Source organism: Paenibacillus sp. NFR01, from assembly GCF_900111565.1.
Classification (GTDB): domain Bacteria; phylum Bacillota; class Bacilli; order Paenibacillales; family Paenibacillaceae; genus Paenibacillus_AQ.
In genome coordinates, this window is sequence record NZ_FOIK01000001.1 from 1774985 (window position 1) to 1789577 (window position 14593).

Consider the following 14593-nt stretch of genomic DNA (forward strand, 5'->3'; position numbering starts at 1 on the left):
AGTGAGGTCTGGACTTAGAAGATGGATCAGGCCCTTTGCAAAAAACTGCCGCGTGAGGCGCCCTGCAGCGCGGCAGTACCCTTTTCAAACCAAAAAGCAGAGGTTCGCATGTTCAAGATGCGGACCTCTGCTTTTTTATCGCTATTTCAATACATGCGTCATGCCGATCATGAACAAAAGCCCGACGATGAACGCCAATGTAGATGCCCGCTCGTTCCCGTCCCCGTGACTTTCCGGAATCAGCTCTTTGTACACCACGAACAACATCGCTCCTGCCGCAAACGCCAGGCCGTAGGGAACGACCGCGGCAAATCCGTCCGTAAATGCGTAGCCGATTCCGCAAAAGACCCACTCCACCGCGCCGGTCAGGGCGGTCCAGCCCATCGCTTGTTTTTTTCCCATCCCCCGGGTTATCAGAAACAATGCCGTCAGAAAACCTTCGGGTATATTCTGCAGCCCGATGCTGAGCGCAACGATAGCCCCAAGCTGCTGACTGGAGCTTCCGTAACTGACCCCTACCGAAAGGCCTTCAGGCAGATTGTGCAGGGCCATAGCGAGCAGAAAGAAAGCCGAGCCGGACGGCAAGGCGGCCTCTGCGGCACCGTGGCGGGGATCCTCATGCGGCACAAAAAGCTCCATCAGCAGCAATACAGCAGTTCCTGCCAGAACGCCGGCGGATAACACGAACAGATTGGACAGCTTCAAAGCGGACGGAATCAGCCCGTACGTAGAAGCAGAGACCATAATGCCGGCCGTAAAAGCGAGCAAAATATCTTTGGCCCGGTGCGACATCCGGGTGAACCATGTGGCCGGGATCGCCCCGAATGCCGTGCACAGGACAGTCGCCAGACTTCCCATTATCGCCGTATTCATCATTTCCTCCCCGCTTCAACAAACCTTATTGGTTCATCCTATGCGCGAAGCGGAAAAACAGGACAGGTCCTGCCAAAATGTCTACGTCAACCCGAAGACCCATTCGCTCAAACTGTAAGTATTGAGACTAACTATACGTGAGCTTTGAAACTAACCGTGTGAGCTTTAAAATTAAGCATTTTCGAAGGCTACCTCCATCTGGTTCATGCATCGCACTTCAAACCTCATGCTGCGCAAAAAACATGTGCTTGGATGAGCCGCTGCTGGCCTAACGGACACAGGAGGCGCTATTTAGCTGAAAATCGCCTTTTTTCCAGGATAACGGACCTAAGCGCCGTTATTTTTGGATATGAGGCTATAAAATAGGCCACATATCCATAATAAAGGCGCTGGAGTCCGTTACAGCGGGAAATAAGCGATTTTTGCGGAAATAAAGGCGCTCAGGTCCGTTACACACGAACGGGATCGGAGCGCCGCGTCTTCCGGGCGATGAGCGGAGCCTGTGGCCAAAAGCCGCGCGAAATACGGTAGCGCTGTCTCCCCGAGCCTGTGCGGTCACGAGCTGGCGATGAGTGGAGCGCTGCGGTCGGGAGCCGAGCGATATGCAGAAGGGGTCCCCTTTCCGAGCCTCTACGGCCCTGATCCACGCAAAAGCCGCTCGCCACTGGCTTCTCGTCCGGTGCTCCTCCAAGAGCCAGCTCCCCCGCTCCATGCTCCCCTTACCTCTTTACGCCTTCGCTTCTGGCACCCAAACGCTCATCTCGCCGCTGCCGCGGTTGCCCCACAGGTAATACGGCACCGCTGTCACTTTGACCGGCCGGAGCGGCGCTTTCGCCTTGGCGTACAAGCCGCCGTTCCACGCGGCTTCATCCGTCCGTAGGCCTTCGCTTTCGATGACGATCGCGCCGCCAAGCAGGGACGGATCGAATGACTCGTTGAAGGCTGCTTCTTCCTTCAAGGCAATCGAGCTGAGCGGCTCGCCGTTATCGGCTTCCTCCAGGCAGTACACCAGTGGGCCGCGCTGGATGGCCGTCTTGTGGGCATCTGCGCGCAGGCTTGGATGCGCGTAGACACGGTGCGTCGTCATGGGCATCATTGCTTCGATCACATCGCCGGCCTTCCAGGTGCGGCGGATAACTACATATCCTTGCTCAATATGTCCAGCGACTTCGAGTGCTTCGCCGTTAACTTTCAGTGCAAAACCTTCGCTCCATGCCGGCATGCGCAATGCGATGCCGAATTCACAAGTAGCTTCCGGGCGGATCTCAAGCGACACTTTGCCTTCCCAAGGGTAGTTGCTGTGCTGGACAATCACCGTATCGACGCCGCCCAGCCGGGCCTTAGTCTCGCTGCCGATGAACAGATTCACGTACAAGACATCGCCATGCACCGTATAGAGGTATTCGTTCAGCGAGGTCAGCAGGCGGGCCACATTCGGCGGACAGCAGGCGCAGCCGAACCAGCCTTGGCGTTCAGACTTCACGTGATGTTTGCCCGGATTGTGACGGCAGGCTTGCGGCCAGACCTCCAGCGGGTTCACGTAGAAATAATGTTTGCCATCCTGGGCCATGGAACCAAGCACATTGTTGTACAGTGCCCGTTCCATTACTTCCGCATACCGGGCATCCGGGGTCAGCTCCAGCATGCGCCGCGCGAAAAAGATCAGCCCGATCGAAGCGCAGGTCTCCGCATAGCCCGTATCGTTCGGCAGATCATAATCGAAGGTGAACGCTTCGCCGTGATGGGTAGAGCCGATGCCGCCCGTGATGTACATCTGTTTTTCGGTCGTGTTGTTCCACAAGCGTTCGCAGGCTTCACGCAGGGCATTGTCATGATATAAAGCAGCCAGGTCCGCCATGGCGGTATACATGTATACGGCACGGACGGAATGGCCGGATGCTTCGGTCTGCTCGGTTACCGGCACATGGGCTTGAAGATAACGCAGATCAAAGCTTGAGGTCGGATTCGGACTCCAGTGCGTCAAACGGCCGCGCCGCTCCCATTCCTCATAGAGAAAGTTCGGCTGCTGCCCGCGCTGGTCGATAAAGAAACGGGCCAGCTCCAGATAACGTTCTTCGCCGGTCAGGCGGTACAGCTTCACCAGCGCCAGCTCGATCTCCTGATGGCCGTCATAGCCCTTCAGCTTACCTTCCTCCGGCCCGAAGACCTCGGATACATAATCAACCATCTTGATCATAATGTTCAGCAGCTTGTCCTTGCCGGTGGCCTCATAATAAGCGACGGCAGCTTCGATAAAATGCCCGGCGACGTACAGCTCATGGCAATCGGCCAGATTGGTCCAGCGTTTGCCCGGTTCCTTGATCGTAAAATACGTGTTCAAATATCCGTCAGGCTGCTGGGCTTCGCCGACAAGGTCAATCATTTCATCCGCTTGCCGCTCCAGCTCGGGATCCGGTTTGATGCGGAGCGAATAGGCCACCGCCTCCAGCCATTTCGCAACATCGCTGTCCTGGAACACCCAGCCGTGGAATTCCCCGCTCCGGCGTCCTGCCGCGATTTCGAAGTTGGCGATCGCATGGCTCGGCTCGGCATCCGGAACCCGGTCATGCAGCGCTTCATACTGGTAGGGAATAACCACATCCTGCACCAGCTTAATATATTGATCCCAGAAATTGTCGCGAATGACGGATTTCAGGCTTGCCGTTTTTGGGGCGGCGCTTGCATTTTTGACCATTTTTAGTGTCCTCCCGTTGGCTCCGTTTCTTTTCAATTGCAATTATATCGGCTAGAATGGAGAAATAACATCAGGAAAGACAACTGATTTTTTGTATTATTTCACACTGAAAATTAACACTTTTGGAGGTGCTCCTCTTGAATGGCAATCCGGCGTATGTCCATCTGGCCGCCCCGCCGTTCCCTTATTTTTTGGATTGCGGCCGGACCGTATACCAGCCGGGCGATCAGCATCCGGACCGCGACAGCCTCGGCTTCTTCGACCTGCTCCTCGTGGAGCGTGGATGCCTGTTCATCGGCGAAGCCGGCAGGGAATGGGCGCTGAGGGCCGGCGACACCTTGCTGCTGCTGCCCGACCGCGATCATTATGCAGTCAAGCCCTGCGAGGAGGAGACGGTTTTCGTCTGGGTCCATTTCCACACCGTCGGCGAATGGTTTGAAGCGGAGGGGGATGCCCGGCATATGAACCGTGAAGGGCATCTCCGCCGCTTTTTCACCCATCCGTATACGATCCGTGTGCCGAAGGCCGGTGTCCTTCCAGCCTCGCCCGAAGGCGGCGGACAAAGTGAGCTCCTGCTTCAACTGCACCAGGGCCGGCGTTCCAGCGCCGTCTGGCAGCAGCAACGGATCTTCGAGGAAATGCTGCGGATGATGGATCTCGCCCGCCGGGATCAGACCGGAAGCCATACGGTCGAGTTGGCCGAACAAACCGAAGCTTACCTGCGGGCCCATTATGACGAAGCGCTGACCAACAGCCGGCTGGCGGAGGCACTGCATTTTCACTACAACTATCTGGCAAGATGCATGAAGCGGGTCTACGGCGTGACACCGATGGAATACTTGACCGACTACCGGCTGGAGCAGGCCAAGCTGCTGCTGCTCAAAACCGAGCTGCCCGTGTCCGCCGTCGCCGAACGCACCGGGTTTGAGAGCATCGCCTACTTCTCGCGGCGTTTTACCGCCAAGGCCGGCATTTCGCCGCTGCAATTCCGCAAACAGTTCTCGCGAGGAACGTAAAATTAGGAATCGCCTGCCATTTTTTGGACTGGACTAGCATATAAATGAAGACATGCCTTATTCATGGAGATGTTGGATATGCGACTGTCTGGCAAACTGCTCGTCATCATGCTTGGAAGCCTGCTGATCGGGGCGGGAACGAACTTCTTTCTGGTTCCTTATAAGATCTTGGACGGGGGCATCATCGGCATCGCGCTCATTCTGAATTACATGACCGGCGCCAAAATCGGCCAGGCTGTCATTCTCTGCAGTCTCCCGATCTTTGCCCTGGCATGGTATAAAGCGCGCGAGGTGTTCTACAGCAGCGTCCTTGGCCTAATCGTCTCATCCTTCTGCATCGAAGCGCTGGGTCCGCTGCAATATTACTTTCTCTATTACATCGAGCTGGGGTCGATCTCGAGTGCAATCATCGGCGGCTTCTTGATGGGCAGCGGCCTCGGCATCATGCTCCGCTTCAAGGCCAGCACCGGCGGAACCGATTTGCTCGCCAGGCTGATCCGGCGTTACGTTCCGGTTAATATGGGATTGATTATTTTCGCGACGGATGCCGTTATCATCGGGGCGGGGGGCGTGCTGATCTCGAAGGAGACCTTTTTTCATTCCATTCTGACGATCGCGGCGGGCGGCGTGGCAACGGGGTTATGTACGCTGGAATCTTGAGAACGTTCAGATCCGGCAAAAAATAACCAGCCACCGGTGCGTATGCCGGTCGTGCTGGTTATTTTAATCCTGCTCCTATGTAGAAGATTATGAGGTCGTTCCTTCGGCAGCAGGCGCCACCGCCAGCTTGCCCATCAAATAGAGCAGCAGCTGCTGATTATGCGAAGAGATCGGATCGAGGGCTTCGGCAAAAAAGTCGCTGCGGATCTTCAGGCCGCGCTCGGTTTCCCGTTTTCCGTTATCCGTAATGCTGATCCAGACGATGCGGCGGTCGGCTTCATCGCGTTCACGGGCGATCAATCCATGCTTCTCCATCCGGTCCAGCAGCATGGTCACGGCAGCGGGACTCGTCGCCAGATGCGGAGCGAGGTCGGAAGGCTTCATTGCATCGCGTTCCTGCAGCAATTCAAGAACCGTCAATTGGGAATCCGTCAATGTCGGAGCCAGCTTGCTTTCCATGTGAAGCTTATATTCCTTCAATAGTTTCTGCCAAATTTTACTGAATTCAACGGAGTGCACACTTCTTCCTTCCTTTCCTTGCCAAAAATGAACATCACGATTTCATCCTCTCTACATTTTCGCGAAAAAACTTCCATTTCCTGCAAAACGAAAAAGAAAAGTTCATGGAATTAAAAAAACGGCGCGTCGCCGGCTCCGGAGAGCAGGCAACACACCGTTCGATGATAATGCAAATGAATTATTGTATCGCCGGGAACAAACTGATAATCTCGTCTTTCTTCTCCACTGGTACAAGCGCCTTGCCGATAGACTTGCGCTCGCCAAGGGGCGCAGCTTCCGAAGTGAAGGTGTGTACAAGCCCGCTTTGGGTAATCGCGGTTAACTCCAGCGCCTCGCGGCAGTAGAATGCGCCGGTCAGGCGGCTGCCGTTCGGACGCACCCGCTTGCCTTCCTTGAACTCGAAGGTCTGCATGCCCTTGCCGCCGCGGCTTTGCGACGGGTAATCGAGCAATAGCGTCCGCTTGCCGTAACCAAGGTCGGAGATGACGAGGATTTCGCCCTCGTCCTCGGCAACGAAGAAGCCGGCAATCACCTCGTCGCCTTCGCGCAGTTGGATGCCCCGTACACCGCTGGCGACGCGGCCCATCGGATTCACTTCATTTTCGCGGAACCGGATGCTCATGCCTTCGCTGGTAATCAGCACAAGGTCTTTGTCGTTATGACTGAGGGTAACGCTGATAATTTCATCGCCTTCAGCAACTTTGCAGGCTGCTATCGCACCGGAACGGGTGGTCGAATACTCTTTGAGCTCGGTCCGTTTCACTTGGCCTTTGCGGGTCAAGAATACCAGGCTGGCTTGAGACTCTTCCAAATTGTTAACCGGCAGCAGGCTGACGATGCCGTCGCCTTTGGCGAGGCCGATCACATTGACGATCGCCGTGCCGGGGTCCTTCCATTTGAAATCCGGAATCTGATGGACCGGCAGCAGGAAATATTGGCCTTTGCGGGTAAAGACCAGCAGGCTGTCTCTCGTATTCAGCTCCAGCAGCTTGACGATGTGGTCGCCTTCCTTGACGCCGGAAGTCTGGCGTTCCCCGCCGGAGCGGGTAAAGGACAACATCCCCGTCCGCTTGATGTAGCCGTCCGCGGACAAAGTCACCAGTACGTCCTCCGCGTTGACGAGCACTTCCAGGCTCACCTTCAGCTCCTCCACCTCGCCCTGGATCTGCGAGCGGCGTTCGATGCCGTATTTGTCCCGAATCTCCAGCAGCTCCTTGCGGATCACTGCTACGAGCTTCTTGTCGCTCTCCAGAATGCCGCGCAGCGTATTTATGCGCGCCTGTGTCTCATCCAGCTCCTTTTGGAGCGAATGGATCTCGAGGTTGGTCAAACGGTAGAGCTGCAGGGTCAAAATCGAATCGGCCTGTCGTTCGCTGAAGCCGAACATCCAGACGAGATTGTTCTGCGCATCCTGGCGGTTCTTCGAGGCCTTGATCGCAGCGATCACTTCATCCAGAATGTTCAGCGCCTTGACCAGTCCCTCCAGAACATGGGCCCGGTCCTCTGCCCGCTCCAGGTCAAACTGGGTGCGGTGGGTCACGACCTCGCGCTGATGCGCGATGTATGCTTCAAGAATCGGCTTCAAGCCCAGCTGCTGCGGGGCTTTGTTGACGATGGCCACCATGTTCAGGTTGTATGTGACCTGAAGATCGGTTTTTTTGAGCAGATAGGTCAGCACGCCCTGGGCATCCGCTTCCTTCTTCAGCTCTACGACGATCCGCAGGCCGTCGCGGCCGCTTTCGTCGCGGACTTCGGCGATGCCCTCGATTTTTTTCTCCAGACGGATATTCTCCATCGCAGTCACGAGGCGCGATTTCACGACCTGGAACGGCACCTCGGTAATGACGATCTGCTGCTTGCCGCCGCGTAAGTTCTCAATCTCGGCTTTGGAGCGCAGATAGATGCGGCCTTTGCCCGTGCGGTACGCTTCAAGAATGCCGTCCCCGCCCATGATTGTACCCCCGGTAGGGAAATCCGGTCCCTTGATAAAGGTCATGATCTCTTCCAGCGGAATATCCGGCTTTTGCATCACGGCGATGCAGGCGTCGATGACCTCGCGCAGGTTATGCGGCGGAATCTCCGTGGCAAAACCCGCAGAAATGCCGGATGCCCCGTTGACGAGCAGATTCGGGTATCTTGAGGGAACGACGACCGGCTCCTTGGCCGTGTTGTCGAAATTGTCCTTGAACAGGACGGTGCGCTTCTCGATGTCGCGCATCATCTCCATCGCGATATTCGACAGGCGGGCTTCCGTATAGCGCATTGCCGCCGCCGGATCGTCGTCCATCGAACCCCAGTTGCCATGGCCGTCGACGAGCACATGCCCCATTTTCCAAGGTTGGGCCATCCGCACCATCCCGTCGTAAATTGAAGCATCGCCGTGGGGGTGATAGTTACCCATAACGTCGCCGACGGTCTTCGCCGACTTGCGGTAAGGCTTGTCCGGCGTATTGCCCGAATCGTACATCGCGTACAGAATGCGCCGCTGCACAGGCTTCAGCCCGTCGCGCACGTCGGGAATCGCCCGGTCCTGAATAATGTATTTGGAATACCGGCCAAAGCGGTCGCCGACGACCTCTTCCAGAAAAGCCGGACTAAATTGTTCTGATAAACTGCTCACGTTCGCTCACTCCTATAATCGCAATCTCTTGGGCATGACCGGGATTGCGCCGCTAATCCGCCGTTACTCCGCGATTTCGGTAAAATCGACGTTCTCCACGATCCAGCGCTTGCGCGGATCCACCTTGTCGCCCATCAGCGTGGACACCCGGCGCTCCGCCTTGGCTGCGTCTTCGATCTGCACCTGCAGCAGCGTCCGTGTTTCCGGATTCATGGTCGTTTCCCAGAGCTGCTCGGGGTTCATCTCCCCAAGTCCCTTGTAGCGCTGCAGCTCGAAATTTTTGCCGAATTCCTTGAGGTAATTCTGCAGTTCTTCATCGCTCCACGCATAGCGCACCGTCTCGAGCTTGCCCGATTTACGCGTCAGCTTGTACAGCGGCGGCTGGGCGATAAACACTTTGCCTGCGTCAAGCAGCGGCTTCATGTACCGGTAAAAGAAGGTCAACAGCAGCACCTGGATATGCGCACCGTCCGTGTCGGCATCCGTCATGATTATGATTTTGGAATAATTGCTGTCTTCCACCGTAAAATCGGAACCGATGCCGGCGCCGATCGCCGAAATAATCGCTTTGTATTCATCGTTCTTCAGAATGTCGAGCAGCTTGGCTTTCTCTGGATTCATCGGCTTGCCCTTCAGCGGCAAAATCGCCTGCAGCTTGGAGTCGCGGCCCTGCTTGGCCGAGCCGCCGGCGGAATCGCCTTCGACGATGAACAGCTCGGTACGCGTCACGTCCTTGGACTGCGCCGGCGACAGCTTGCCGCCGAGGTTCGAGCTCTCGCTGCGTTTCTTACCGCTACGGATCTCGTCCCGTGCCTTGCGGGCCGCTTCGCGGGCTTTGGCTGCCTGGATGGATTTCTTCAGCAGGCTTTGGCCCACCTGCGGATTCTCCTCCAGGAAACGGGCGATCTGCTCAGCGACAATGGAATCGACCGCGCTGCGCGCCGAAGCGCTGCCGAGCTGGTCCTTCGTCTGGCCGACGAATTCAACCTCGGACATTTTGACGCTGATGACTGCCATCATGCCTTCGCGCAGATCGTTGCCTTCGAGATTTTTGTCTTTCTCCTTCAGCAGTTGCGTCCGGCGGGCGTAATCGTTCATGACGCGGGTATACGCCGTCTTGAACCCGGTCTCGTGGGTACCGCCGCTGCGCGTCGGAATCGAATTGACGAAAGAGGCCAGCGTTTCGGTGTATCCGGCATTGTACTGGAGCGCCACCTCAACCTCGATATCGTCTTTTTCGGCACTGAAATGGACAACGTCATGCAGCACGTCCTTGCCCTCGTTCAGGAACTGAACGAACTGGCTGGCGCCGCCTTCGTAGAAAAACTCGTCCTGTCTTCCGTTGCGCTCGTCGGTCAGAACGATACGCAGCCCCGAGTTCAGAAACGCGATTTCCTGCACCCGCTCCGCAAGGACGTCGTAGCTCAGGGAGATGCCGCCCGAGAACACGCGAATATCCGGCTTGAAGGTGATCTTCGAACCGGTTTTATTCGTATTGCCCAGCACTTCCAGCCCGGTTACCGGCTCGCCGACATGCTCCTTGCCGTTTTTGTCCACCCAATATTCGTAGCGCTGGCGATGGATTTTACCTTCGCGGTAAATCTCGACCTCCAGCCATTCGGACAGCGCATTGGTGACCGAGGCCCCTACGCCGTGCAGACCGCCGGACTTTTTGTAGCCTGCGCCCCCGAATTTGCCCCCGGCATGCAGCATCGTGAATACGACCTGCGGCGTCGGAATGCCCGTCTTGTGCATCCCCGTCGGGATGCCCCGGCCGTTGTCGATGACGGTAACCGAACCGTCCTTGCGCAGCGTAATATCGATTTTGTTGCAAAATTTGGCCAAATGTTCATCCACCGCATTGTCCACGATCTCCCATACGAGATGATGCAGCCCGGATGAGCTTGTACTGCCTATATACATACCGGGGCGCTTGCGGACCGCGACGAGCCCCTCGAGTACCTGAATGTCGTCAGCATCGTATCCGGACTGGGCTCCCTTGCCGTCACCGGAGACATTTGCAAACATATCGATCTGTTCGAGCATTCATGCTCCTCCTTTTTTTGCTCAATCAAAACGGGATAAACTGAACCACAGCAATCGGAGAATCAGGCCGGTCGCAGCTGCAGGGAATGTTTGGACTTCCCCTTTGCTGTTCCCCCTACGCATATCTCCGCATTCGATGATCAGCTTAAACCGCTAAAAAATGCAAACAAACGTTTCGTTCACTTTGTACATTCTAATTCAAAATATCCCTTCTCGTAAAGACGGCGAATGAAATGATTATCGCAAGCACGCCCCAGATGCCCAGAACGGACAGGGAAAAAGGCAGCGACATGCCCTGGATAGGGGCCGGAGTACCCGCCAGATAATCGGTCAATTCCAAATTGACCATGAAGAGGTATTTGGCCGTGGTCCACGCCGATGCCATGTTGCTCAGGATGGAGCCGGCGATCAGCGCGGCCATCATGACGACGATGCTGGCCGCGGTGCTGCGCACCAGCACGGAGACCATAAAGGCCAACACGGCGACAATGACGCTGACGAACCAGACAAGGCCGCCCTGCATCAGCAGATACTTCCACTGCGGCACGGAATGGACGGCGGACATGTCCACATTTTCCCCGTTGATCTGGAAGCCGGTAAAAACCGGTATATTAAAGCCTTTATAGCCGAAGGCAAGTCCGGATATCAGGTAGCACATCACGAATACGGCCAGCACGATCAGCGATACGAACATCAGCAGCGCCGCCAGCTTGCTGAGCAGCACTTTCCAGCGTTTGACCGGCCGGGTCAGCAGCATTTTGATCGTTCCGCTCGTCCTTTCTCCCGATACCAGGTCGGAAGCAACCGCCATGATCAACAGCGGAATAAAGAGGTTCACCGAATTGTCGAGAAATTCGCGGGTGAACGTCACGCCGCTCGGTTCGTTCGGGTTGACGTTATGCTTCAAATAATATTGCAGCTGCTGGACGAAAATTTTCCGGTACGTCTTCCATTCCTCGGGAATCCGGTCGCTGCTCAGGGAATTTTGATTATCACTGATCTGCTGCTGGATTTCAAGCCGCCAATCGGAATGGAACTTCTCCCGGCTGCGTTCGGAGATACGCATCTGTGCATACGTGAACATCGGCACCAGAACGGCCAGAATGAGCAGGATGACGTAAAAACGCTTTTTCTTAATGATCTTTAGGCACTCGTTGCGGACAAGCGGCAGGATGTTAATCAATGGTTTCACCTTCCGTGAGCTTCAAGAATAGCTGTTCCAGTGTAGGATTGATTTTATGCACGGCCTGGACTTCCAGGCCGGCGGCGACCAGTTCCGAGACGATATCCGGTATCCGCTCCAAGGCCATGGAAGTGATCAAAGCATGTTCGCCCATGCCCGCCGTAACCGTATCGTCCAGCGTGACCTGCTCCTCCTCAAGCACCTGGATGCCGGGAATTCCGCTCAGCCGCGACACCGCCTGCTCATAAGGTTCAAGCTCCCAAACGACATAGGGTGCGTTGCGCGAAACCAGTTCCTCCACGCCCCCGACCGCCAGAACGCGGCCTTTGCTGATGATGGCCACCCGGTCGCAGAGCAGCTGAATTTCGCTCAGCAGATGGCTGGAGACGAATACGGCCATGCCTTCCCCGGCGAGCCGGCGGATAAACTCGCGCAGCTCCTTGATGCCTTTCGGATCCAGCCCGTTCGTCGGCTCGTCGAGAATCAGCAGCTTTGGGCGCCCGAGCAGTGCTTGCGCGATGCCGAGCCGCTGGCGCATGCCCAGCGAATACGTGCTGACCTTATCGTGGATGCGCTGATCCAGCCGCACAATTTCCGCCACCTCGGCGATACGGTCCGGGCCGACGCCGGGTTGCATGTTCGCGAAATGCTGCAAATTCTCCCAGCCGGTCAAATACGAATACACTTCGGGATTTTCCACGATGGAGCCCACATAACGCAGCGCATGCTCCGGATCGCGGTTGACGTTATAGCCGCAGACCTTGATGATGCCCGCACTGGGGCGGATCAGATCCACCAGCATGCGGATGGTCGTTGTTTTTCCAGCGCCGTTCGGCCCGAGGAAACCGAAGATTTCCCCCTCCTTGACGTCGAAGCTTACATTATCGATGATCCATTTGCGGCCGATTTTTTTGCGGACGCCCTCCACGGACAACACTACATTGCCCGCCTGATGATGTCTTATGTTCATAGTCCAGCTCCCCGCTTTCTCACCAAAAAATTACCGGATGGCCTGCACGATCCGCTCGCTGATCCGTTCATAACCGTCGCCGTTCGGATGAAAGTGATCGGTATACAAATAACTGTCCAAATGCCCGCTGAACAAATCGAAGGTCGGAACGAGCGTCATATTCGGATGTTTGTTGATCAGGTCCATCGCCGCGTTGTTCCATGCCGTTACCGCCTGATTGCCCGGGGTCAGCAGTTTCTCCAAGTCGCCAAACGGATTATACAATCCGACATAATATATTTTCGCCTTTGGATTTAGACCGGCGATACGCTCCAGAATGCCGTCCAGCCGTTTCGGCGCCTCCGGCAGGGCCGCCAGAAGCGACTCGGGCGTGATCTCCTCCATTCCTTCCTCCGGAGCGGCATTGGCACCGTTCAGCAGCTCTGAGCCCCGGAACAGATCATTCCCGCCGATCGAGACAAGCACGACGTTCGCCTGCTTCACCGCATACTCAATGCCCTCTTCCTTCAGCTTCGTTTGCAGCCCGGCCGTCGTTAGGCCGTTGATGCCCATATTGCCGATCAGCTCCGCTTTGGCGCCGCCCGACGTCAGCCGGTCGACCGTGCGTTTGGCAAATCCCTTGCCGGAATTGTCGCCGGTTCCCTTGGCCAGCGAATCGCCCAACGCTACGATGCGGAGGGTGCCGTCTTCCGGCGCCGGAGCTTCGGTCGCTTGGGGCAAAACACCCGCCAGCGCCTCCCCTTTCGGGTACAGTACATCGTTTACCGCATACACAAAACCGGTTATCAAAACAAGCGTCGCCGCAATGGAGACGATCCATACGCTGCGCCATATCCATTTGGCATTGTTCAAGGCTATCCCTCCGTCTGCCGTTCTACCCATCATTGTTCCACTTTTTACAAACTTCTTAACTATGTAGATAAACATAAATGTTCCCTTTACAATTTGCAAATGTGCGCCAAGCGTCGGTCCCAAATAAAAAACCGTCCCCCGGCAGCGCCGGAGAACGGTCGATCTTATCATGCTGCAATCCATTATTTACCGATGAATTCCTGTACCCAGTAGTTGTTGTCAAAGCCGACGCCGATGTAATTGAAGTTCGGGCTCAGGATGTTCGCGCGGTGTCCGGCGCTGTTCATCCAGGCGGTCATCACTTCCTGAGGCGTCTTCTGGCCCATGGCGATGTTCTCGCCGGCCGCGCGGTACGTAATGCCGAACGAAGCCATCATGTCAAACGGCGATCCGTAAGTCGGAGACGTATGCGAAAAATAGTTGTTGGCCCGCATATCGGTCGCTTTCGCTTCGGCCACTTTGTTGAGGCTGTCCAATCCGGCGACAGGCTTGAGGCCTGCGGCGGCACGTTCCTTGTTGACCAGCGAAACGATCTGCTGCTCGAAGGTTGCGGTGGAGCTTCCTGCAGCCGGTGCAGCGGTCGCTGCCGGCGTTGCAGCAGTTTTGGCCGTTGCAGCAGGCGCAGGTGTAGCTGTTGGTTTAACCGTAACGACCGGTTTCGCAGTGGCAACCGGTTTGGCGGTTACTGCCGGCGCCGGCGTTGCAGCCGGTTTGGTCGTTGTCGGGGCGGCACCTGTATAGGTAAACGTGAGACCGTTGAAGTTATATTGCTGAAGGGCTTGAAGGAACTGCGCAAGATTGACGCTCGTCACGGTTGTCTCCGTAGCCGATGCGGCTTGGGTATGCGATGGAAGAGAAATGCCCAGCGCCATAACGGCGGCGATGCTTCCACCCAAAAGTTTGTTCATCATCGTATTTTTCATTCTGCCATCTCCTTAGTCATGATGTATGTTCTGGCTGCCGGGTACGGCTAGCGGCGTAGTAGTTACAAAGTTGTAATCTGTTCCTACGTCATTGTAACACAATTCGGTTCCTGTGGTACTGCCAATTCCTTGAAGCCACAAAGATGCCACAAATTTTAACCATCTCTGAGGATTCATGCCAAAAGAAAGACCGCCGGTCCAGAGGCCGGCAGCCTTAATCGGCTCTATAGAGATGA

11 protein-coding genes are annotated in these 14593 nt (G+C 56.1%); 2 read left to right on the forward strand and 9 right to left on the reverse strand.

Going from position 1 to position 14593, the window contains the following annotated elements; all coding sequences use genetic code 11:
- Nucleotides 1-141 precede the first annotated feature (141 nt).
- The gene (locus BMW84_RS08210; RefSeq protein ID WP_091066488.1) at nt 142-873 is read right to left on the reverse strand and encodes a ZIP family metal transporter; all 732 of its coding nucleotides are present in this window, start codon (nt 871-873) and stop codon (nt 142-144) included.
- 727 nt (nt 874-1600) lie between these two features.
- Nucleotides 1601-3568, reverse strand: a complete 1968-nt coding sequence (locus tag BMW84_RS08220; protein ID WP_091066493.1) for a glycoside hydrolase family 127 protein — start codon at nt 3566-3568, stop codon at nt 1601-1603.
- 137 nt (nt 3569-3705) lie between these two features.
- On the opposite strand from BMW84_RS08220, the gene BMW84_RS08225 reads away from it, so the two are divergent.
- Together BMW84_RS08225 and BMW84_RS08230 are read left to right on the forward strand one after the other, a co-directional pair.
- On the forward strand, nt 3706-4584 hold the full coding sequence (locus BMW84_RS08225) for a helix-turn-helix transcriptional regulator (protein ID WP_091066495.1): 879 nt from the start codon (nt 3706-3708) through the stop codon (nt 4582-4584).
- Nucleotides 4585-4662: 78 nt separating this feature from the next.
- Nucleotides 4663-5244, forward strand: a complete 582-nt coding sequence (locus BMW84_RS08230) for a YitT family protein (protein WP_368086710.1) — start codon at nt 4663-4665, stop codon at nt 5242-5244.
- A gap of 87 nt (nt 5245-5331) precedes the next feature.
- Here the strand turns inward: BMW84_RS08230 and BMW84_RS08235 are convergent, their stop codons facing one another.
- The 7 genes from BMW84_RS08235 to BMW84_RS08265 all read right to left on the reverse strand — a co-directional run bounded on the left by BMW84_RS08235 (nt 5332) and on the right by BMW84_RS08265 (nt 14357).
- The gene (locus BMW84_RS08235; RefSeq protein ID WP_091066498.1) at nt 5332-5763 is read right to left on the reverse strand and encodes a MarR family winged helix-turn-helix transcriptional regulator; all 432 of its coding nucleotides are present in this window, start codon (nt 5761-5763) and stop codon (nt 5332-5334) included.
- 178 nt (nt 5764-5941) lie between these two features.
- Nucleotides 5942-8383: a DNA gyrase subunit A gene (gyrA, locus tag BMW84_RS08240; protein ID WP_091066500.1), complete on the reverse strand. Its 2442-nt coding sequence runs from the start codon at nt 8381-8383 to the stop codon at nt 5942-5944.
- A 63-nt stretch (nt 8384-8446) separates the two neighbouring features.
- On the reverse strand, nt 8447-10429 hold the full coding sequence (gene parE, locus BMW84_RS08245; RefSeq protein WP_091066503.1) for a DNA topoisomerase IV subunit B: 1983 nt from the start codon (nt 10427-10429) through the stop codon (nt 8447-8449).
- Nucleotides 10430-10622: 193 nt separating this feature from the next.
- Nucleotides 10623-11612 carry an ABC transporter permease subunit gene (locus tag BMW84_RS08250; RefSeq protein WP_091066506.1) on the reverse strand — a complete coding sequence of 330 codons (990 nt, stop codon included), beginning with the start codon at nt 11610-11612 and terminating at the stop codon, nt 10623-10625.
- Nucleotides 11605-12582, reverse strand: coding sequence for an ABC transporter ATP-binding protein (locus BMW84_RS08255; protein ID WP_091066508.1), 978 nt, complete (start codon nt 12580-12582; stop codon nt 11605-11607). The genes BMW84_RS08250 and BMW84_RS08255 overlap by 8 nt, the downstream gene beginning before the upstream one ends.
- A 30-nt stretch (nt 12583-12612) precedes the next feature.
- Nucleotides 12613-13434 (reverse strand): GDSL-type esterase/lipase family protein, encoded by an 822-nt coding sequence (locus BMW84_RS08260; protein ID WP_091066511.1) that lies wholly within the window; start codon nt 13432-13434, stop codon nt 12613-12615.
- 182 nt (nt 13435-13616) lie between these two features.
- Entirely contained in the window at nt 13617-14357 is a 741-nt protein-coding gene (locus BMW84_RS08265; protein ID WP_091066514.1) for a CAP domain-containing protein, read from the reverse strand.
- Nucleotides 14358-14593 lie beyond the last annotated feature (236 nt).

What these genes read in the sequence shown, in the direction of transcription:
- BMW84_RS08210 (WP_091066488.1), bottom strand. Translation starts at nt 873, where the DNA reads ATGAATACGGCGATAATGGGAAGTCTGGCGACTGTCCTGTGCACGGCA.
- BMW84_RS08220 (WP_091066493.1), bottom strand. Translation starts at nt 3,568, where the DNA reads ATGGTCAAAAATGCAAGCGCCGCCCCAAAAACGGCAAGCCTGAAATCC.
- BMW84_RS08230 (WP_368086710.1), top strand. Translation starts at nt 4,663, where the DNA reads ATGCGACTGTCTGGCAAACTGCTCGTCATCATGCTTGGAAGCCTGCTG.
- parE (WP_091066503.1), bottom strand. Translation starts at nt 10,429, where the DNA reads ATGCTCGAACAGATCGATATGTTTGCAAATGTCTCCGGTGACGGCAAG.
- BMW84_RS08255 (WP_091066508.1), bottom strand. Translation starts at nt 12,582, where the DNA reads ATGAACATAAGACATCATCAGGCGGGCAATGTAGTGTTGTCCGTGGAG.
- BMW84_RS08265 (WP_091066514.1), bottom strand. Translation starts at nt 14,357, where the DNA reads ATGAAAAATACGATGATGAACAAACTTTTGGGTGGAAGCATCGCCGCC.